Source organism: Dorea acetigenes, from assembly GCF_025567385.1.
In the GTDB taxonomy this organism is placed as follows: domain Bacteria; phylum Bacillota; class Clostridia; order Lachnospirales; family Lachnospiraceae; genus Claveliimonas; species Claveliimonas acetigenes.
Genome location: NZ_JAOQJU010000017.1, coordinates 27,097 through 42,204, shown reverse-complemented (window position 1 = coordinate 42,204; position 15,108 = coordinate 27,097). Strand labels below are relative to the sequence as shown.

The window sequence follows — 15,108 nt, the reverse complement described above, 5'->3', positions numbered from 1 at the left end:
TTTATACCTCTGTAATTTGTTTCAAAATATTCTCTGCATATTTCGTATGGTTCTTTTCAAAGTCCTGAATCAGAGCCTCTATGGCGGAGCGGTTTTTCAGGCGCTGCTCTTCCAGAATCCTGTCCGTGTTTTTTTTCATTTCACTACGAATAGAATGAAGCTTTGCCTGTGTATCTGCCTCCAGCTTTGCATCAAATGCATCGCGCTTATCCTGGATCTCACGTTCAATCGAGGGCTTTTGCGCCTCAGCGTGGGCTACAATCGCTTCTGCGGTTGACTCAATATCTGCTAACCGGTTCACAATAGAATTCATAGAATGCCTCCTTTTCATGCCCGTTTCTACCTATTATTATAGTGTAGACATCCGGGTATTATTGTCATAATTATCATACTCTTATTTTTGAAAAAATCTAGTACAAAGTTTACTTTTTTTTTTCTGGGTATTATACTACTCTTTGATGAATGTGAATAATACATAGATTATATAGAAGGAATATAATTATTATATGGATGTGAATTTTGAATATTATAAAGTATTTTATTATGTAGCAAAATATGAAAATATTACAAAAGCAGCGGGCGTATTAAAAAGCAATCAGCCCAATGTAACCCGGATTATTAAGCTTTTGGAGTCACAGTTAAACTGCCGGCTTTTTATCCGTGAGCCAAGAGGGCTTCAGCTAACCAAAGAAGGGGAAATGTTATATTCTCATGTTGAAATTGCCTGCCAGCATTTATTGAGTGCGGAAGCGGAGATTAATGACCGGGAGACAGAATGCAAAGGTACCGTCGAGATAGGGGCGACGGAGACGGGACTGCACTTATTCTTACTTCGGACTTTGCATGGCTTTAAAATAAAGTATCCGGAAATAAAAATAAAAATCCGCAACAATTCCACACCGGAAATATTAAAGGCGCTTCACAATGGTAAAATAGATTTTGCGGTTGTCACAACGCCATTTGCAGTATCCGAGAACCTGTGCTGCGAGACAATGCTGGAATTTAAGGAAATACTGGTGGGCGGAGAAGATTATGCCGATGTTGCGGAAAAAAAGCTGAAACTAAGCGAGCTGCATGAATATTCATTGATAGGGCTGGGCAGTGAGACAGGCACCTATAGGTTCTATAAGAATCTATTTGAAGAGCATCAGGTGGATTATGAACTGGATATGGAGGTTGCTACATCGGATTTGATTCTTCCGCTGATTCAGAATAATCTGGGAATCGGTTTTGTTGCGGAAGAATTGACGGCTCCGCTGCTGGAAGAAGGCAAATTGGTTCAGATAAGCCCGGACGTTGAGGTTCCTGCAAGAAAAATACAGATGGTCTGGGATAAGGGTCGGGGGAGAAGCCATGCGGCAGATATCCTGTGCAAATATTTGGAAAATAATATAAAAGGGAGGACGTAGAGTATGCGGCTCAGGAATATTCCGCGTGCGGAGAGTGTATTGAGTGAACATGATAAGGTGGTAAAGGATGAGAAGACGTACCGGGGAAATTGGGGACAGGTCTTCGGAAATTCGAATCCGATTCATATAGAGATTGGCATGGGAAAAGGGCAGTTCTTACTGAAACTTGCCGGACGGAACCCACAGATTAATTATATTGGGATTGAGCGTTATTCCAGCGTGCTTCTGCGAGCGGTCGAGAAATATGAGGAAGAAGCGGAGGAAGAGGGAGCGCTTCAAAATATCCGGTTTGTCTGCATGGATGCGGCTGAGATTGGAGAAGTGTTCTCACCGGGTGAGGTGGACAGGATTTATCTGAATTTTTCCGACCCATGGCCGAAGAAACGCCATGCAAAGAGAAGGCTTACTTCAAAGGAATTCTTTGCACGGTATGAGGGAGTGCTTGCAGAAGACGGCAGGGTAGAATTCAAGACGGATAACGGAGATCTGTTCCGGTTTTCACTGGAGCAGGTGGAAGAAGCTGGATGGAAATTAACTGCGTGTACCTGGGATCTGCATCATGACAAGGAGATGAATGCGGGAAATGTTATGACGGAATATGAAGAGAAGTTTTCTGCCCAGGGGAATCCCATTCATAAGCTGGTTGCAAGCCGGAAGGATTCTGCATAGTCTAATATAGAAGGGAATGCTGATATTTCCTGATGGATATAACAGGAGAGAGGTTGCAATATGATTCATCTGACAGCAAGTAACTTTGAGATAGAAGCAAGGGATTCGGATTTGCCTGTGGTTGTTATGTTCTATGCAGTATGGTGTGGAAAGTGTGCAATGATGAAGCCGGTTGTAGAGCAAATGGAGAAAAAATATGCCGGACGGATTAAATTCTGTGAGACAGAGATTGGAGAATCAGAAGATCTGGCGGGAAAGTACGGCGCAGATATTGTTCCCACCTTTGTTATGTTCAAGGGACGGGAAATCGAGAGCATTATGCAGGGGGTTCTGGAAAAAAATGTGTTTGAAGAGCGGGTGAGAGAACTGCTGTAGCGGTTCCAGGCTATGTGCGGCATCCGGGCAAAGAGTCTTAGTCGGAATTACGATTGAGACTCTTATTTTTTACATGAAAAGTATAGAAAAATTCTCCGGCAGATAGTATAGTATACTTAAGAACATATCAGAAAGGGGATTTGGTAATGTTAAAAGGTAAGATAGCGGTTATAACCGGAGGAACCAGAGGCATCGGATATGCGACGGTAAAGAAGTTCTTGGAGAATGGGGCAAAGGTAGTATTATTTGGTTCCCGGCAGGAGACGGTGGACAAGGCACTGACTTCTTTGAAGGAGGAGAATCCGGAGTGGGAAGTATCAGGGGCATGGCCGAATCTGGGGGATGCTGATGCGGTGGCACAGGAGATTGAGAAGGTAAAAGAAAAATACGGAAGAATTGATATTCTGATTAATAACGCAGGTATCTCTGACAGCACACCGATTGATAATTATACCTCAGAGCAGTTTGCCAAAATTATGCAGCTTAATGTAAATGCAATAATGAACGGTATTATTCCAACGGTGAAAATTATGAAAGAGCAGGGCGGCGGTGTTATCTTGAATACAAGCTCTATGGTAAGTATCTGCGGACAGACCAGTGGAATTGGGTATCCTACCAGCAAATCTGCCGTGAATGGGCTTACCTGGTCACTGGCTAGAGAACTGGGGCCAAGCAATATCCGTGTAAATGCAGTAGCTCCCGGAATTACCAGGACAGATATGGTTGCGGCCCTTCCGGAACAGATGATTCAGCCGCTGATTAACGCAATTCCGATCCGCCGTATTGGCGAGGCAGAAGATATTGCGAATGCATTTTTGTTCCTTGCAAGCGATATGGCAAGCTATGTGACAGGCGAGATATTATCGGTAGACGGTGCGATGAGAACGTAAAGAACGGTCACGTAACAGTGGGGAGAGAAAGAGAGGAGTGTGTGCTGTCCGGTACACATTCCTTTTTTACGGAGGGAATATGGTGAAAGAAGAAAAAGTTTACTGGCAATTGTTTAAAAATATTTTTATCATCAGTGCGTGTACTTTTGGGGGAGGATTCGTCATTGTTGGGATGATAAAAGAGAAATTTGCAGAAAAACTGCACTGGATATCAGAAGAGGAGATTTTAGATATGGCGGCAATCGCACAGTCGGCGCCGGGACCGTTGGGAGTTAATATGGCTGTCATTACGGGCTACCGCATCCGGAAGGTTCCGGGGGCTTTCGTCTGTGCGCTGGGAGCAGTACTTCCGCCACTTATCATCATTTCGGTCATCTCTGTATTTTATCAGCAATTCCGGGACAATCCGGTGATTGCCCTTGCGCTTCAGGTAATGCGGGCAGGGGTGGCAGCAGTCATTTTTCACGTAGTAATAGACATGGCGGCAGGCATTTTTAAGACAAAAAATATCCTTTGGATTGGAATGATGGCTGCTGCGTTTATAATAACTGTATTTTTTAAGGTAAATGCTGTGACGCTGATTTTCATCTGTGCTGTCATTGGGTTTGGACATAGCATGATTACAGAAAAAAGGAGTGGAAAGAAATGATATATCTTCAGCTTTTTTGGGCGTTTTTTCAAGTTGGGCTGTTCAGCTTTGGCGGAGGTTACGCTGCGGTTCCCCTGATACAGAGCCGGATTGTGGAAGCAAATGGCTGGATGGAGATGGAGCAGTTTGCGGATTTGATTACGATTGCGGAGATGACGCCCGGACCCATAGCAGTAAACTGTGCAACCTTCGTAGGGCAGCAGATGGCGGGACTTCCGGGAGCGGTGGTATGTACGCTGGGATGCGTGGCACCGTCGCTGCTCATTGTGCTTCTATTGTCATGGCTGTACATGCGGTTTCGCAACCTGCGTACGGTGCAGGGAACGCTTGCGGGACTCCGCCCCGCAGTTGTGGCGTTGATTGCGTCTGCAGGGCTGTCACTGCTTGTACTGGCAGTCTTTAGGTCCCCCCTTTCTGAGATTGTGGTATCTGATTTTCGGGTGGTGGAGGCGGTGATTTTTGTCGTGTGCCTTGTGCTGCTTCGTAAATATAAGCTGAATCCGGTTGTGGTTATCTTTGGATCGGGTATTGTGGGAACAATTGTCTATCTGATAATATAAGAGGGGTGTCTAAAGTTCTTTCCGAATCCTCTCAAGGCATTCTGTTACGATTTTTCTCGGAGCTGCCACATTAATCCGCTGAAATCCCGCTCCTGTTGTTCCGAAAATCTTTCCGCTGTCTAACCACAGTTTTGCATTCTGTATAATTCTTCTGTCAAGTTCATCTGCCTCAATTCCGGTTTTTCGGAAATCAAGCCATACGAGATAGGTTCCCTCGCCCTCTACAACATCCACACCCGGCAGATTTTCATGGACATATTGTTTCACATAGGTAATATTTTCCTTAACATAGCCAAGCATTTTCTCATACCATTCATCGCCGTGCTCATATGCGGCCCTGGCTGCTGTCAATCCCAATACGCTTAACTGGCTGATTCCGGCGGCATTTACTTCGTGCCGGAATCTCTGCCTAAGATTTTTATTTGGGATAAAAATATTGGAGATCAGCATACTCGCAAGATTAAAAGTTTTGCTTGGAGAGGTACAAATAACGGATATCTCCTCATATCCTTTCTTTGCAGCAGCAAACACGGTATGCTTTCCTTTAAACACAAAATCATTGTGGATTTCATCGCTAACTACGATTACTCCATGTTTCAGGCAGATATCTCCCATTCTGGTTAGCTCTTCCTTCGTAAATACTCTGCCTGATGGGTTATGCGGATTGCACAGAAGAAACAGTTTGATATGATTATCCACAATTTTTTTCTCAAAATCATCAAAATCAATGTGATATCGATAATCTTCTCCAAGGTATAAATCATTACTGACAACTACCCTTTTGTTATCTTCAATAACCTCAGAAAATGGGTAATATACAGGCTGCTGAATCAAAACACTATCCCCAATATCCGTGAAAGCTCTCACAGCCATTGCAAGTGCAAATACTACCCCAGGTGTTTTAATAAGCCAGTCTGGTTTAACATCCCAGTTATGATGTCTCTTTAACCATCCTGCCACTGCGTTAAAATACGCTTCCTTCACTTCGCTATAGCCAAAGATGCCATGTTTCGTTCTTTCTATAACTGCATCTTCTACATAGGAAGACGTCTTAAAATCCATATCTGCCACCCAAAGAGGAAGCACGTCTTCCGGCATACCTCTTTTTTCTGCAAAATCGTATTTTAAACAATCGGTTCCTTTTCGATTTATAATTTCATCAAAATTCAGATTTCTTTCCGACATATCATAGTTCCTTCTTTCTTAGGTATTCATTTTATTCCGGTAAGTGAAACACATAGGATAACTCTGCAAGCAAGTCCTCAATATCTTCAATACCGATTGATAATCTAAGAGTACAAGGGGTAATTCCATTTTGTATACGTACCTCGTCCGGTACGTCAGCATGTGTCTGAGTTGTCGGATAAGTAATCAAAGTCTCTACGCCTCCAAGACTTTCTGCAAATTTAATCATTCTGACACTTTCAATAATTTTCCATGCATGCTCTTTTGTATCTACATCAAATGTAATCATAGAGCCAAAACCCCTTGCCTGTCTTTTTATAATCTCATATCCGGGATGTTCAGGCAATCCCGGATAGTATACTTTTTTTACAATATGTTGTTCCTTTAACCAATTTGCAATTCTGATGGCATTTTCCTGCGATTTTTCCATACGGATCCCAAGTGTTTTCATACCTCTTAGTATTAGCCAACTGTCAAATGGAGAAAGTCCTGCGCCTGTAGTCTTTATTAAAAATCGCAGTTTTTCTTTTATTTCATCACTATTTGTGACAATAAAACCTGCAAGGGTATCATTATGTCCGCCTAAAAACTTTGTCCCGCTGTGGATTACTATATCCGCTCCAAGTTTTAAAGGATTCTGAAAATAAGGAGACAAGAATGTATTATCAACAATTAAAAGCAGGTTATGTTTTTTGGCGATTCTTGAAATAGCCGCTATATCTGATACATTCATCATGGGATTCGTCGGGGTTTCTATATATATTGCTTTTGTATTTCCCTTAATCGCACCTTCAATATCATCCTTAGAACAATTCAGATATGTAAATTCATAATGATTTTTTTTCGAAACATTATCAAAGAATCTTATACTTCCGCCATACAGATCTGCCTCGGCAATCATATGGTCGCCCGGTTCAAAAATCTCCATAAGCAATGTAATCGCTGCCATTCCTGTAGAAAGGGCAAATGCATCAATTCCTCCCTCAAGACTTGCAACAGTCTTTTCCAAATGCTCCCTTGTAGGATTCTGTAATCTGCTATAGTCATAGCCCGTGCTTTTTCCGGCACCGGGATGTGCATATGTGGCGGTCTGGTATATTGGGTAGCTAAGTGCTCCATAATGCTCTGTTTTTCCCTCTGTTTCCTCTAAATGCAGACATCGGGTGTTCAGGCCTCTCTCCATAATCATCAACTCCTTTTTACTGAATCTTTCCAAACCATGTTTTAATAATTCCATATGGCGTCTTTGGTGTAACAAGGCTTACCAATGCCGCAATTACAGTTGATAGAAGAGTAGCCATTATGCATGCATTAAATCCAAGTGATATTGGAAGAATGCCCTGATCTATCAATATATACAATAGAATGCCACTGATCACTCCTGAAATTGCGCCATACTCATTGGCTCTCTTCCAGAACAAACCAAGTAATACGGTGTGAAAAAATACAACTGTAAGTCCGCCTGTTGAATAGGTAATAAGCTTTGCCAATAACTCCGGAGGGTTACTTGCCAATAAGAAAATTACGATTGAAACAACAAAAATTGCTGCTATATTTAATTTTTTGATTGTTTCAGGCTTTGCTTCTTTATTAAAAATATTCTTATATATATCACTTACAATTGTTCCGGCAAGAGATACAACCATTCCACCCATTGATGACTGAACAGCTCCGCTTACACCTGCGAGAACAAGTCCTGCTGCCCATGCCGGCATAACCTTAACGGCAAGTGATGGAATTGCGAGATCTGCTGTTGCGAGAGTACCCTCCGCAAATGTGTACTTTGTGATAAAGCAAAGCCCATTTAATCCCAATAACCATATTGCTACTACTACCGTTCCAATCTTTATGGCTCTGTGAAGAGTTTTTGTATCCTTATATGTAAGTGCTGTCATTGTTACATGTGGAAGTGTAAATGTTGTAATTCCCCAAAGGATTGCATATGAAATGGTTGTCTGAAGTGCATTTTCCCCTGGTAAAAACCAATCCGGATTTGTTTCCATAAGCGACTGTATTGTTTCTGTATAAGATAATCCGGTACTATTTATACCCGCAATAAATAGAACAAGTACGGAAATAGTCATTACGGCGCCCTGGATAACCATAGCGCTTGCCACGCCCTTAATACCGCCTGTAAGTGCCGCAAGAATGACTAACGCTGTAAATATTGCAAGACCTATTCTATAATCCTGTCCTGTAAGTATCTGGAATATTCTTCCGCCACCTGTAATTGTAGAAACGGCAAACCCTCCAAGGAAGAATAAGGTGGCTATTCCACATATAAGTCCAAAAATCTTGCTATTATTATATCTGTTCATAAATAATTCTATAAAAGTTTTTGCATTTGTTCTTCTGGCTACAATACCAACTCTTTTGCCAAGTAATCCAAGAACCATGAGATTTGAACCTATAGAGAAGAAGCAGCATACCATCCACGTAGCGCCAAATGTATATGTGAATCCGGGAACCCCCATAAATACACCTGCGCCTGCAACTCCGGCTGAAACCATCATCGCGGTAATGATGATTCCGCCGCTTCTGCCTCCCGTATAGAACTTTGAAAGATAATCACCTTTTCCATTTTTAAGAGACTTTCTTGTAACAATACTATATATCAATAAAGTTGCTGTATAGATTGCAAATACTGAAATAATTATGATTCTTTGTTTTGAACTGATATCCATTTATTTTCCCCCACTTTTCTTCTTTTTCGGTTTTTTATATATTTCACCGGACGGTGTGATGTCCATATCTTTATATACATATGTAGAAAGAATGATTACTGCTGCTACAAATCCGATTATTATTAGTATTTCCATAAAAATCCAAAGTGGAAATCCTAATACAAGACTTTTATTTCCATTTAAAATCAATAGATTTGCTATCATCAGTGCTGCAAATGCTACATAAACACCAAGTGTTATCCAAAATTCTTTTGTTGTCTGTGTAAACCGTGGATCTGTTTCTATATCTTTGATATTATAATCTCTGCTTTTGTCATCTATAATATGTATTTCTTCTGTTTTGCCCATGTGATAATCCACTCCTTTTAACATACTTTTATTTATAAATGTTTGTTGATAAATATTTAAATGCATTATCTGCACATATTGCCACTATAGTTTTTCCTTTTGCTTCCGCTCTCTTAGCAATTACCGCTGCTGCATGAATTGCTGCCGCCGCCGACTGTCCGAGAAATATTCCATCCGACTTTACCAGTTCCCTGCCTGTTTCATAAGCATCATCTGCGTTTACTTCCATACATTCATCATAAGTAACTCCAAATTCTTTGAAATAAAGAATCTCCTTTTCTTTCGGAACATTATGAAAAGCCAAAACGCCGTCAATGGTATTCTTTTCAGGATCTTTTGGATCTTTCAGCGATTCTTTTGCAGGTTGTACACCGATTATCTTTAAGTTCTTGTTTTTCTCTTTAAGATACTTTCCGATTCCTACCATTGAACCTCCTGTACCTGCAAGAAGAACGAGATAATCAACCTTTCCGCCTGTTGCTTCCCATATTTCCGGCCCTGTTGTTCGATAGTGCGCTAATGGATTTTCCGGATTCCTTCCTTGATTTATGTAATAATATCCATGCGCATCTGCATATTTCTGAATAAGTGCATAGAATTTTTCAAATACAAGACCTTCCTTCTGTATTAGTTCAGGCACTCCCGGGATATCCTTGAATTCAAGAAAAATAGTACCATAAGCTTTGAGAATCTGCGTCCTTTCTGCAGATACACCAGGCTGTAATACTGCTGCAAATTTATATCCCAGTACGTTTGCATATGCTGCAAGCGCAATTCCGGTATTTCCACTTGTGAAATCTATGATTGTATCACCTGGTTTTATTTTCCCGGACTTTTCTGCTTCAAGAATCATGGCAAGTGCTGCCCTGTCTTTCACAGAACCGGAAGGATTAAAATATTCAAGTTTTGCTAAAACCTTTGCTTCAAGATGATTGGTTTTACTGTAATTTCCGATTTCAACTAATGGTGTATTACCCACTAATTCTGCAATTGATTTATATACTTTATTTTCACTCATTGCTGCTGCCTCCTATGAATCAAAGTGTGCATATTCAAATAACTGTGTAAGCTTTATATTTTTATCTAATGCATATAAGCTAAGCAGTGCCGATGCACATCCTGCTGAACCAACATATAATCCTGAGTAACTTACAACTTTATCAGGAATTGTTCTCGTCCATGCCCCATACCATTTTCTCTGGTCTGGTTCCTCATCACTTACGGAAGAATCTGAAATAAGAATTCTTGCTGTTCTTTTTGCGTAGCCCAAAAATTCTTTTTCACCTGTAAATTCATAAATATGAACAAAATGTTCAAGAATCCCGGCTGTTCCACAGCATTGGCATTGTGCATTCCAAAATCCCCATGAAAATCTTTCAGGAGCACCGGCCCTTATGGTTCCTCTTGAAATTCTTATTAACCAATCCTTATACTCCTCTTCACCAGTAATTTCGTAAAGAATTCTGAAAAGTAAGGTGTGTCCTGCAGGTCCATGACATGTACCCAGATAAAACTTATCATTTGTAGGACCTGTCACAGGATGATCCTGATATGGAATTAATACGGCATCTTCATCTCCAACTGCAATGCCTTGGAGATATTTAGCGCCTTCTTTTGCAAGCTCAAGATATTTTTCATTCTTTGTTGCCTTGTATACGATTGCAAACATCCAGGCTGTACCTGCTGTTCCATGAGAAAATCCCGGAAAGGTTGTTTCTTTTTCAAATCCTATAAGAGAAAGATCAAGAAGCTTCCAATACTTTCCGCCATTCTTTGCAGGAAGTGCATCCTTAGCAATATAATCAGCGGCTTTCGCTGCGGCATCAAGATATTTACTGTCGCCAAAGTGTTCATATACCTGCACTAAGAAGAATACAAATCCGCCATCTGCTACAATATCCTCTTCATTACTCCAGTGAAGACCTTCCTCTGTATATTTTCCTGCCTCAAGCAAATCATCTGCAGTCTTTAATACATAATTCTTATATTTTTCTTCTCCTGTTACCTGATAAAGATCATCCAGGAAAAGTGCCTGCCCCATTGGACCATTTGAATATCCGATTGCCCATCCCGGAACAGGAATAACTCCGCCAATATCAGAATGAAGTGTTTGCTCATACCATCCTGCGTCTGTTTCAATTGAAATAATATGATTTGCTGCTTCCCTTGCCTCATTCAGATATTGTTCCTCTTTTGTTGCCTGATACAATCTCAGGAAGAAAATACCGATTCCTGCTGAACCACTATATATATTCGTTGGCCCAAATAACATAATGTCCTTTCCAAAACCATTCTGGCCATCTGGAAAGTTTTTCCAAATTTTTCCGTGTTCTGTTTTAATTTCAAGTGTCTTAAGCCAATTAGCCGTTTCAATTGCACTATTCAGATAATCCTCATCTGTAAGGCTTTTAAAAATCTTTGGTATATATGTCATAATCAATCTCCTTCCCTCCTTTCCTACCACTTTAGTAGGTTTTGAGATAAATGAATAGTAGCACAAGTATATACTTTTGCATAATTCTAAAATCTTATTAAGATATATAGTTAAAAACTATAACCTATTAGCTGGATTATTTATTAAGTTAAAAAAGGTGCCCAAAGGCACAGTTGAAGATGGTTTATTATTAAATCGAGATATTTTTATTGATTTTTTCTTGATAATTGCATATAATATAGATGAGCAAGAATACTTGCTTGATTTAAGTGTGTTGCTACTTTGAGTGCAAACCTTTAATTTAAGTGCTTCACTACTTTGAATGTGAACCTTTAATTTAAGTGCTTCGCAGCTTAAAATGCGAATCGTTAATTTTCAGGGAGATAAGAAGCTTATCTCCCTGTTTTGTGATACTATGGAGGATAAAATATGGATTTTTATCGCATAAATGAGGACTACAATAGATATCTCCAAAATTATGAAAAAGAAAATAGAGGCGTTACCAAAGTACCTGATATTAGGTATACTGATCGGAACAAATTCGCTTTTGGTGCGGTTTTACAAGTTAATGGCATGAACTATTATGTATCGGTATCTTCTTTTGATAAAAAGCAGGAAGCTAATATTCTAATCCGTGTACCAGGAGATGAAAAAGAAATTAAAGGATCTTTGCGATTCAACTATATGATTCCTGTGCCAGAGGAATGTATTGAAAGGCTGATTATTAAAAATGTGCAGGATGAAAAATATCGGCTTTTATTGAACAAAGAATATCAGTTTTGTATGAATAATGCCGAGCGTATTCAGAAAAAAGCAAATAAAATATACGAAATGGTTACAACAAATCGAAAACAGAAATTAACTGACAACAGTTGTGCATTTAGTATTTTGGAGCAGGGATATCGAGAATACGTTGAAAATGTTTTAAGAAAAAAGCCTTGATAGCCTTGGTTGCGTCATTGGATTAGTACATAATTAGATTTCCAAAGAATCTTCTGAATCTATCCACATTTGCATGTTTCCATCAAGACCTATTCTAATACTTTTTCCCTGTATTTACTTAATTCTGAAATGTATTTTTCTCCTATCTCACTTAATACGGATAACTTTCTTGAAATATATCCTATAGTCATCTTTTCATCTGTTTTCAGCTTAACAGCACAATAATCTGTTCCATTCAAATCCTCGCAAATAATACCTGAACACAATGTATATCCATTAATGCCAACCATAAGATTTAGTAAAGTTGCCCTGTCGTTTGCCCGCACCATTCTTTTATAGTGATAGGTACTTAATACTTCTTCTGCAAAGTAGAAGGAATTATAGTCTCCTTGTGCAAAGGTAAGACAAGGATAATCATCCAGATCTTCCATTGTTATTTCTTTTCTGTCAGATAAAGGATTCTTCTTACTCATATAAGCATAGATACCACAATCAAATAGTGGGGTAAATGATAACCCGGCCTCATTAAAAATTTTCTCAAGAACCGCTTGGTTATAATCATTCAGGTATAAAATTCCTACCTCACTCTTCTGGTTTTTAACATTTTCTATCACGTCATATGTCTTTGTCTCATGAATTTCAAACTCATATTCATCCATCCCATATTGATTAATTACCTTTATAAATGCATTTACGGCAAATGTATAGTGCTGCATTGACACATGAAATGTTTTCTTTATATTATTTTTAGAGATGTATTTTGCATCCAGAATCTCATATTGTTCGATAACTGATTTTGCATATCCCAGAAATTCTGCACCTTTCACGGTAAGTGATATTCCACTTTTTTTACGAAGAAATATATCAAATCCAATTTCCTGTTCAAGGGATTTCAGTGCTGCTGTGAGACTTGGTTGTGAAATAAAAAGTTTTTTGGCGGCTTCATTTATTGAATTTTCCTTTGATAATTCGATTATGTATTTTAATTGGTTTAATGTCATGCTATGTCATTTCCTTTCTTCTCCATTATAACATGGAATAGAGTTTTTCGGTTGACAAAATAATTTTTGTTTTGTACAATCGAGTTAGTTTTATCTAATTGGTTGCGTGTGGTTCACAGACAACAGACAGTGAGTGGCCGGCAGATGGGTAAAATAGCCGAAAGGGTTGTGCGATATGAGATTTGACGAGAAGACAAAGGAATTCAGAGGAACAATCGGCCAGAACATCCCTTGCTCCAGAGAAGAAATGGAGGAAGATCTGCTGGAGACGCTCTACCAGTGGTGGAGGGATGCGAGAGAGCTGGAACCTCGGGAAATTGCCCGGGAACTTGCTGTCAGCAGACGCGAGTTGAGGACTTTGACAAAGCGAATGGTGCAGCATGGATATCTGGAGGAGACGGAGAGGGAGGAGCCGCTCCGTCTGACGGAGTTTGGCAGGATACAGGGTGCGGAGTGTATTGCCAGGCATCAGTGCCTGACTCAGTTCCTGCAGATGGTTGCAGATATGGACGAAAGAGAGGCACAGGAAGACGCCTGTCGGATTGAGCACCTCATCAGTAAAAAGGGAATCGGCGGGATCAGCAATTTCCTGAAATATGGGGATACCTTTGAGCGTACGATTCACTACATGGATCCCCGGGCGCTGTATGAGCCGGGAAATTACGAGGTAAGCATGGGGATTTACTATATGGAAAGGAGGCGTCCGGCTATTCTTTCCAGAGAATATTATGATTTTATGCCGGAGGCAGTTTTGGAGGTAAAGAAAGAAGGGTGCTGCTTTTACCTGAGACCGAAGAGTGAAATGTATTCTGCAGAAATTACTCTTTGGTATAAAACCAGAGTAGAATGGAAGACGGCGGAGCGTACAAAAGAGGGATTCAGGATTTCTGCTGCCTGTTTTGATTATACGACCAGTCCGGCGATTCCGGTAATGAAAGGACTCGGAATCCTTGCATTTACAGAGGATGGAAGGATTCCGGAGGACATAGACTGTAGAGAATTTAATGTTAGAATATGATAGGATGAAGAGGGACAGTGAGATGAAGAAAAGCAGCGAAAAGGAAAAAAGACGCCCTACACTTCTTCAGCTTCAATATTTGATTGAATGGGAAAAGCTGGGAGGAAACTGGGGAGATAAGGCGGCGGTAGCGGAAATCTGCGGCGTGAAGCACAATGCGGTAAATTATTTTTTTAAACAGTGTCAGGAATGGGGATATATGACGGAGGATTCCCGGCTGACAGAGTCCGGGAAAGCGTGGCTTAACGGATACCGCGATCTGATAGAAGGCCTTGAGGAATATCTGTTGGAGGTTGGCATACCGGAGTACGAACTTCGGGAAAATATTGCTTCACTGATTGAAAATACGGATTCCTATACATTGTCGGCAATGGTGCGGGGATATCAGGAAAAACAAAAAGAATTTTCCGTGAAACAGTCGGAAGAAAACTCCTGGAGTTATCTGAATGAAATTATGCAGTACGGCGAGTGCGACGTCCAGTTTTCACTGCATCGGATTGACGGCGCAGAGGGCAGGCATACAACACTGTCCATGGCAAATCGGGGATTTGAAAAACCGGGGAAGCTTTTGCAGGAGGAAGGGAAAAGCTTTCTCGAACTGCGGCTTCGGAATATGAAAGCAAATTCCCGTATCAGCGGAAGAGCTATGAAAGGGCATCTGTCCTCCTTGCGGTATATTTACCATGGAAATCTCAAAGAGGTAGAGATTCAGGAAGGGAAGATCCGCATTCCTCTTGAAATCTGCCGCTTCCATCGAGAAAAAAACGGGCGGATCGAGGGAATGCTTGCAGTTACGGTTACCTGCAGTGTGGGAATGAGCCACATGCCGGAAAGTACGGCAATGCTTTATTTTACATTATAAAAATTAAAGTTATTCTTATGGGCTGAGAATCTAAAAAACAGGTTCCCAGTCCTGTTTTTTAGAAAAATCAAGTTGACTATTT

17 protein-coding genes are annotated in these 15,108 nt (G+C 40.4%); 9 read left to right on the top strand and 8 right to left on the bottom strand.

Features of this window, described 5'->3' with window-relative positions; all coding sequences use genetic code 11:
• Position 1: 1 nt before the first annotated feature.
• A complete protein-coding gene (locus OCV99_RS12400) occupies positions 2-313 on the bottom strand; it encodes a hypothetical protein (protein ID WP_158370961.1) in 312 nt (103 codons plus the stop codon).
• Positions 314-506: 193 nt separating this feature from the next.
• Between OCV99_RS12400 and OCV99_RS12395 the strand changes: the two genes are divergently transcribed.
• From OCV99_RS12395 to OCV99_RS12370, 6 genes are all read left to right on the top strand, one after another.
• Entirely contained in the window at positions 507-1,409 is a 903-nt protein-coding gene (locus OCV99_RS12395) for a LysR family transcriptional regulator (protein WP_158370959.1), read from the top strand.
• A gap of 3 nt (positions 1,410-1,412) precedes the next feature.
• On the top strand, positions 1,413-2,078 hold the full coding sequence (gene trmB / locus OCV99_RS12390) for a tRNA (guanosine(46)-N7)-methyltransferase TrmB (RefSeq protein ID WP_158370958.1): 666 nt from the start codon (positions 1,413-1,415) through the stop codon (positions 2,076-2,078).
• Between the two features lie 60 nt (positions 2,079-2,138).
• Complete coding sequence (locus tag OCV99_RS12385; RefSeq protein WP_158370956.1) at positions 2,139-2,453, top strand: thioredoxin family protein; 315 nt, start codon at positions 2,139-2,141, stop codon at positions 2,451-2,453.
• A gap of 146 nt (positions 2,454-2,599) precedes the next feature.
• Positions 2,600-3,343 carry an SDR family NAD(P)-dependent oxidoreductase gene (locus OCV99_RS12380; RefSeq protein ID WP_158370955.1) on the top strand — a complete coding sequence of 248 codons (744 nt, stop codon included), beginning with the start codon at positions 2,600-2,602 and terminating at the stop codon, positions 3,341-3,343.
• Positions 3,344-3,422: 79 nt separating this feature from the next.
• A complete protein-coding gene (locus OCV99_RS12375; protein WP_158370953.1) occupies positions 3,423-3,992 on the top strand; it encodes a chromate transporter in 570 nt (189 codons plus the stop codon).
• Positions 3,989-4,552 (top strand): chromate transporter, encoded by a 564-nt coding sequence (locus OCV99_RS12370; RefSeq protein ID WP_158370952.1) that lies wholly within the window; start codon positions 3,989-3,991, stop codon positions 4,550-4,552. Before OCV99_RS12375 ends, OCV99_RS12370 begins: the two co-directional genes overlap by 4 nt.
• Before the next feature lie 9 nt (positions 4,553-4,561).
• On the opposite strand, the gene OCV99_RS12365 is transcribed toward OCV99_RS12370, so the two are convergent.
• The 6 genes from OCV99_RS12365 to OCV99_RS12340 are packed head-to-tail and all read right to left on the bottom strand — an operon-like array spanning position 4,562 to position 11,203.
• Positions 4,562-5,737 (bottom strand): MalY/PatB family protein, encoded by a 1,176-nt coding sequence (locus tag OCV99_RS12365; protein ID WP_158370950.1) that lies wholly within the window; start codon positions 5,735-5,737, stop codon positions 4,562-4,564.
• Between the two features lie 31 nt (positions 5,738-5,768).
• The gene (locus OCV99_RS12360; protein ID WP_158370990.1) at positions 5,769-6,920 is read right to left on the bottom strand and encodes a trans-sulfuration enzyme family protein; all 1,152 of its coding nucleotides are present in this window, start codon (positions 6,918-6,920) and stop codon (positions 5,769-5,771) included.
• Between the two features lie 16 nt (positions 6,921-6,936).
• Positions 6,937-8,421 carry a sodium:solute symporter family transporter gene (locus OCV99_RS12355; RefSeq protein ID WP_158370948.1) on the bottom strand — a complete coding sequence of 495 codons (1,485 nt, stop codon included), beginning with the start codon at positions 8,419-8,421 and terminating at the stop codon, positions 6,937-6,939.
• Positions 8,422-8,769: a YhdT family protein gene (locus OCV99_RS12350; protein WP_227193076.1), complete on the bottom strand. Its 348-nt coding sequence runs from the start codon at positions 8,767-8,769 to the stop codon at positions 8,422-8,424. It lies immediately after the preceding gene.
• 28 nt (positions 8,770-8,797) lie between these two features.
• Positions 8,798-9,787 carry a PLP-dependent cysteine synthase family protein gene (locus OCV99_RS12345; RefSeq protein WP_158370943.1) on the bottom strand — a complete coding sequence of 330 codons (990 nt, stop codon included), beginning with the start codon at positions 9,785-9,787 and terminating at the stop codon, positions 8,798-8,800.
• A 12-nt stretch (positions 9,788-9,799) separates the two neighbouring features.
• Complete coding sequence (locus OCV99_RS12340) at positions 9,800-11,203, bottom strand: lanthionine synthetase LanC family protein (protein WP_158370941.1); 1,404 nt, start codon at positions 11,201-11,203, stop codon at positions 9,800-9,802.
• Positions 11,204-11,632: 429 nt separating this feature from the next.
• Between OCV99_RS12340 and OCV99_RS12335 the strand changes: the two genes are divergently transcribed.
• The gene (locus OCV99_RS12335; RefSeq protein ID WP_158370939.1) at positions 11,633-12,145 is read left to right on the top strand and encodes a type III toxin-antitoxin system ToxN/AbiQ family toxin; all 513 of its coding nucleotides are present in this window, start codon (positions 11,633-11,635) and stop codon (positions 12,143-12,145) included.
• An 89-nt stretch (positions 12,146-12,234) separates the two neighbouring features.
• Here the strand turns inward: OCV99_RS12335 and OCV99_RS12330 are convergent, their stop codons facing one another.
• On the bottom strand, positions 12,235-13,146 hold the full coding sequence (locus tag OCV99_RS12330) for a LysR family transcriptional regulator (protein ID WP_158370937.1): 912 nt from the start codon (positions 13,144-13,146) through the stop codon (positions 12,235-12,237).
• 175 nt (positions 13,147-13,321) lie between these two features.
• Here OCV99_RS12330 and OCV99_RS12325 point away from each other — a divergent pair, with 175 nt between their 5' ends.
• Entirely contained in the window at positions 13,322-14,164 is an 843-nt protein-coding gene (locus OCV99_RS12325) for a metal-dependent transcriptional regulator (protein ID WP_158370935.1), read from the top strand.
• Between the two features lie 22 nt (positions 14,165-14,186).
• Positions 14,187-15,026, top strand: a complete 840-nt coding sequence (locus tag OCV99_RS12320; protein ID WP_262575573.1) for a hypothetical protein — start codon at positions 14,187-14,189, stop codon at positions 15,024-15,026.
• Positions 15,027-15,108: the final 82 nt, after the last annotated feature.

Bases quoted from the DNA above. Each gene is read 5' to 3' on its own strand.
- OCV99_RS12400 (WP_158370961.1), bottom strand. From the start codon at position 313: ATGAATTCTATTGTGAACCGGTTAGCAGATATTGAGTCAACCGCAGAA.
- OCV99_RS12395 (WP_158370959.1), top strand. From the start codon at position 507: ATGGATGTGAATTTTGAATATTATAAAGTATTTTATTATGTAGCAAAA.
- trmB (WP_158370958.1), top strand. From the start codon at position 1,413: ATGCGGCTCAGGAATATTCCGCGTGCGGAGAGTGTATTGAGTGAACAT.
- OCV99_RS12385 (WP_158370956.1), top strand. From the start codon at position 2,139: ATGATTCATCTGACAGCAAGTAACTTTGAGATAGAAGCAAGGGATTCG.
- OCV99_RS12380 (WP_158370955.1), top strand. From the start codon at position 2,600: ATGTTAAAAGGTAAGATAGCGGTTATAACCGGAGGAACCAGAGGCATC.
- OCV99_RS12375 (WP_158370953.1), top strand. From the start codon at position 3,423: ATGGTGAAAGAAGAAAAAGTTTACTGGCAATTGTTTAAAAATATTTTT.
- OCV99_RS12370 (WP_158370952.1), top strand. From the start codon at position 3,989: ATGATATATCTTCAGCTTTTTTGGGCGTTTTTTCAAGTTGGGCTGTTC.
- OCV99_RS12365 (WP_158370950.1), bottom strand. From the start codon at position 5,737: ATGTCGGAAAGAAATCTGAATTTTGATGAAATTATAAATCGAAAAGGA.
- OCV99_RS12360 (WP_158370990.1), bottom strand. From the start codon at position 6,920: ATGGAGAGAGGCCTGAACACCCGATGTCTGCATTTAGAGGAAACAGAG.
- OCV99_RS12355 (WP_158370948.1), bottom strand. From the start codon at position 8,421: ATGGATATCAGTTCAAAACAAAGAATCATAATTATTTCAGTATTTGCA.
- OCV99_RS12350 (WP_227193076.1), bottom strand. From the start codon at position 8,769: ATGGGCAAAACAGAAGAAATACATATTATAGATGACAAAAGCAGAGAT.
- OCV99_RS12345 (WP_158370943.1), bottom strand. From the start codon at position 9,787: ATGAGTGAAAATAAAGTATATAAATCAATTGCAGAATTAGTGGGTAAT.
- OCV99_RS12340 (WP_158370941.1), bottom strand. From the start codon at position 11,203: ATGACATATATACCAAAGATTTTTAAAAGCCTTACAGATGAGGATTAT.
- OCV99_RS12335 (WP_158370939.1), top strand. From the start codon at position 11,633: ATGGATTTTTATCGCATAAATGAGGACTACAATAGATATCTCCAAAAT.
- OCV99_RS12330 (WP_158370937.1), bottom strand. From the start codon at position 13,146: ATGACATTAAACCAATTAAAATACATAATCGAATTATCAAAGGAAAAT.
- OCV99_RS12325 (WP_158370935.1), top strand. From the start codon at position 13,322: ATGAGATTTGACGAGAAGACAAAGGAATTCAGAGGAACAATCGGCCAG.
- OCV99_RS12320 (WP_262575573.1), top strand. From the start codon at position 14,187: ATGAAGAAAAGCAGCGAAAAGGAAAAAAGACGCCCTACACTTCTTCAG.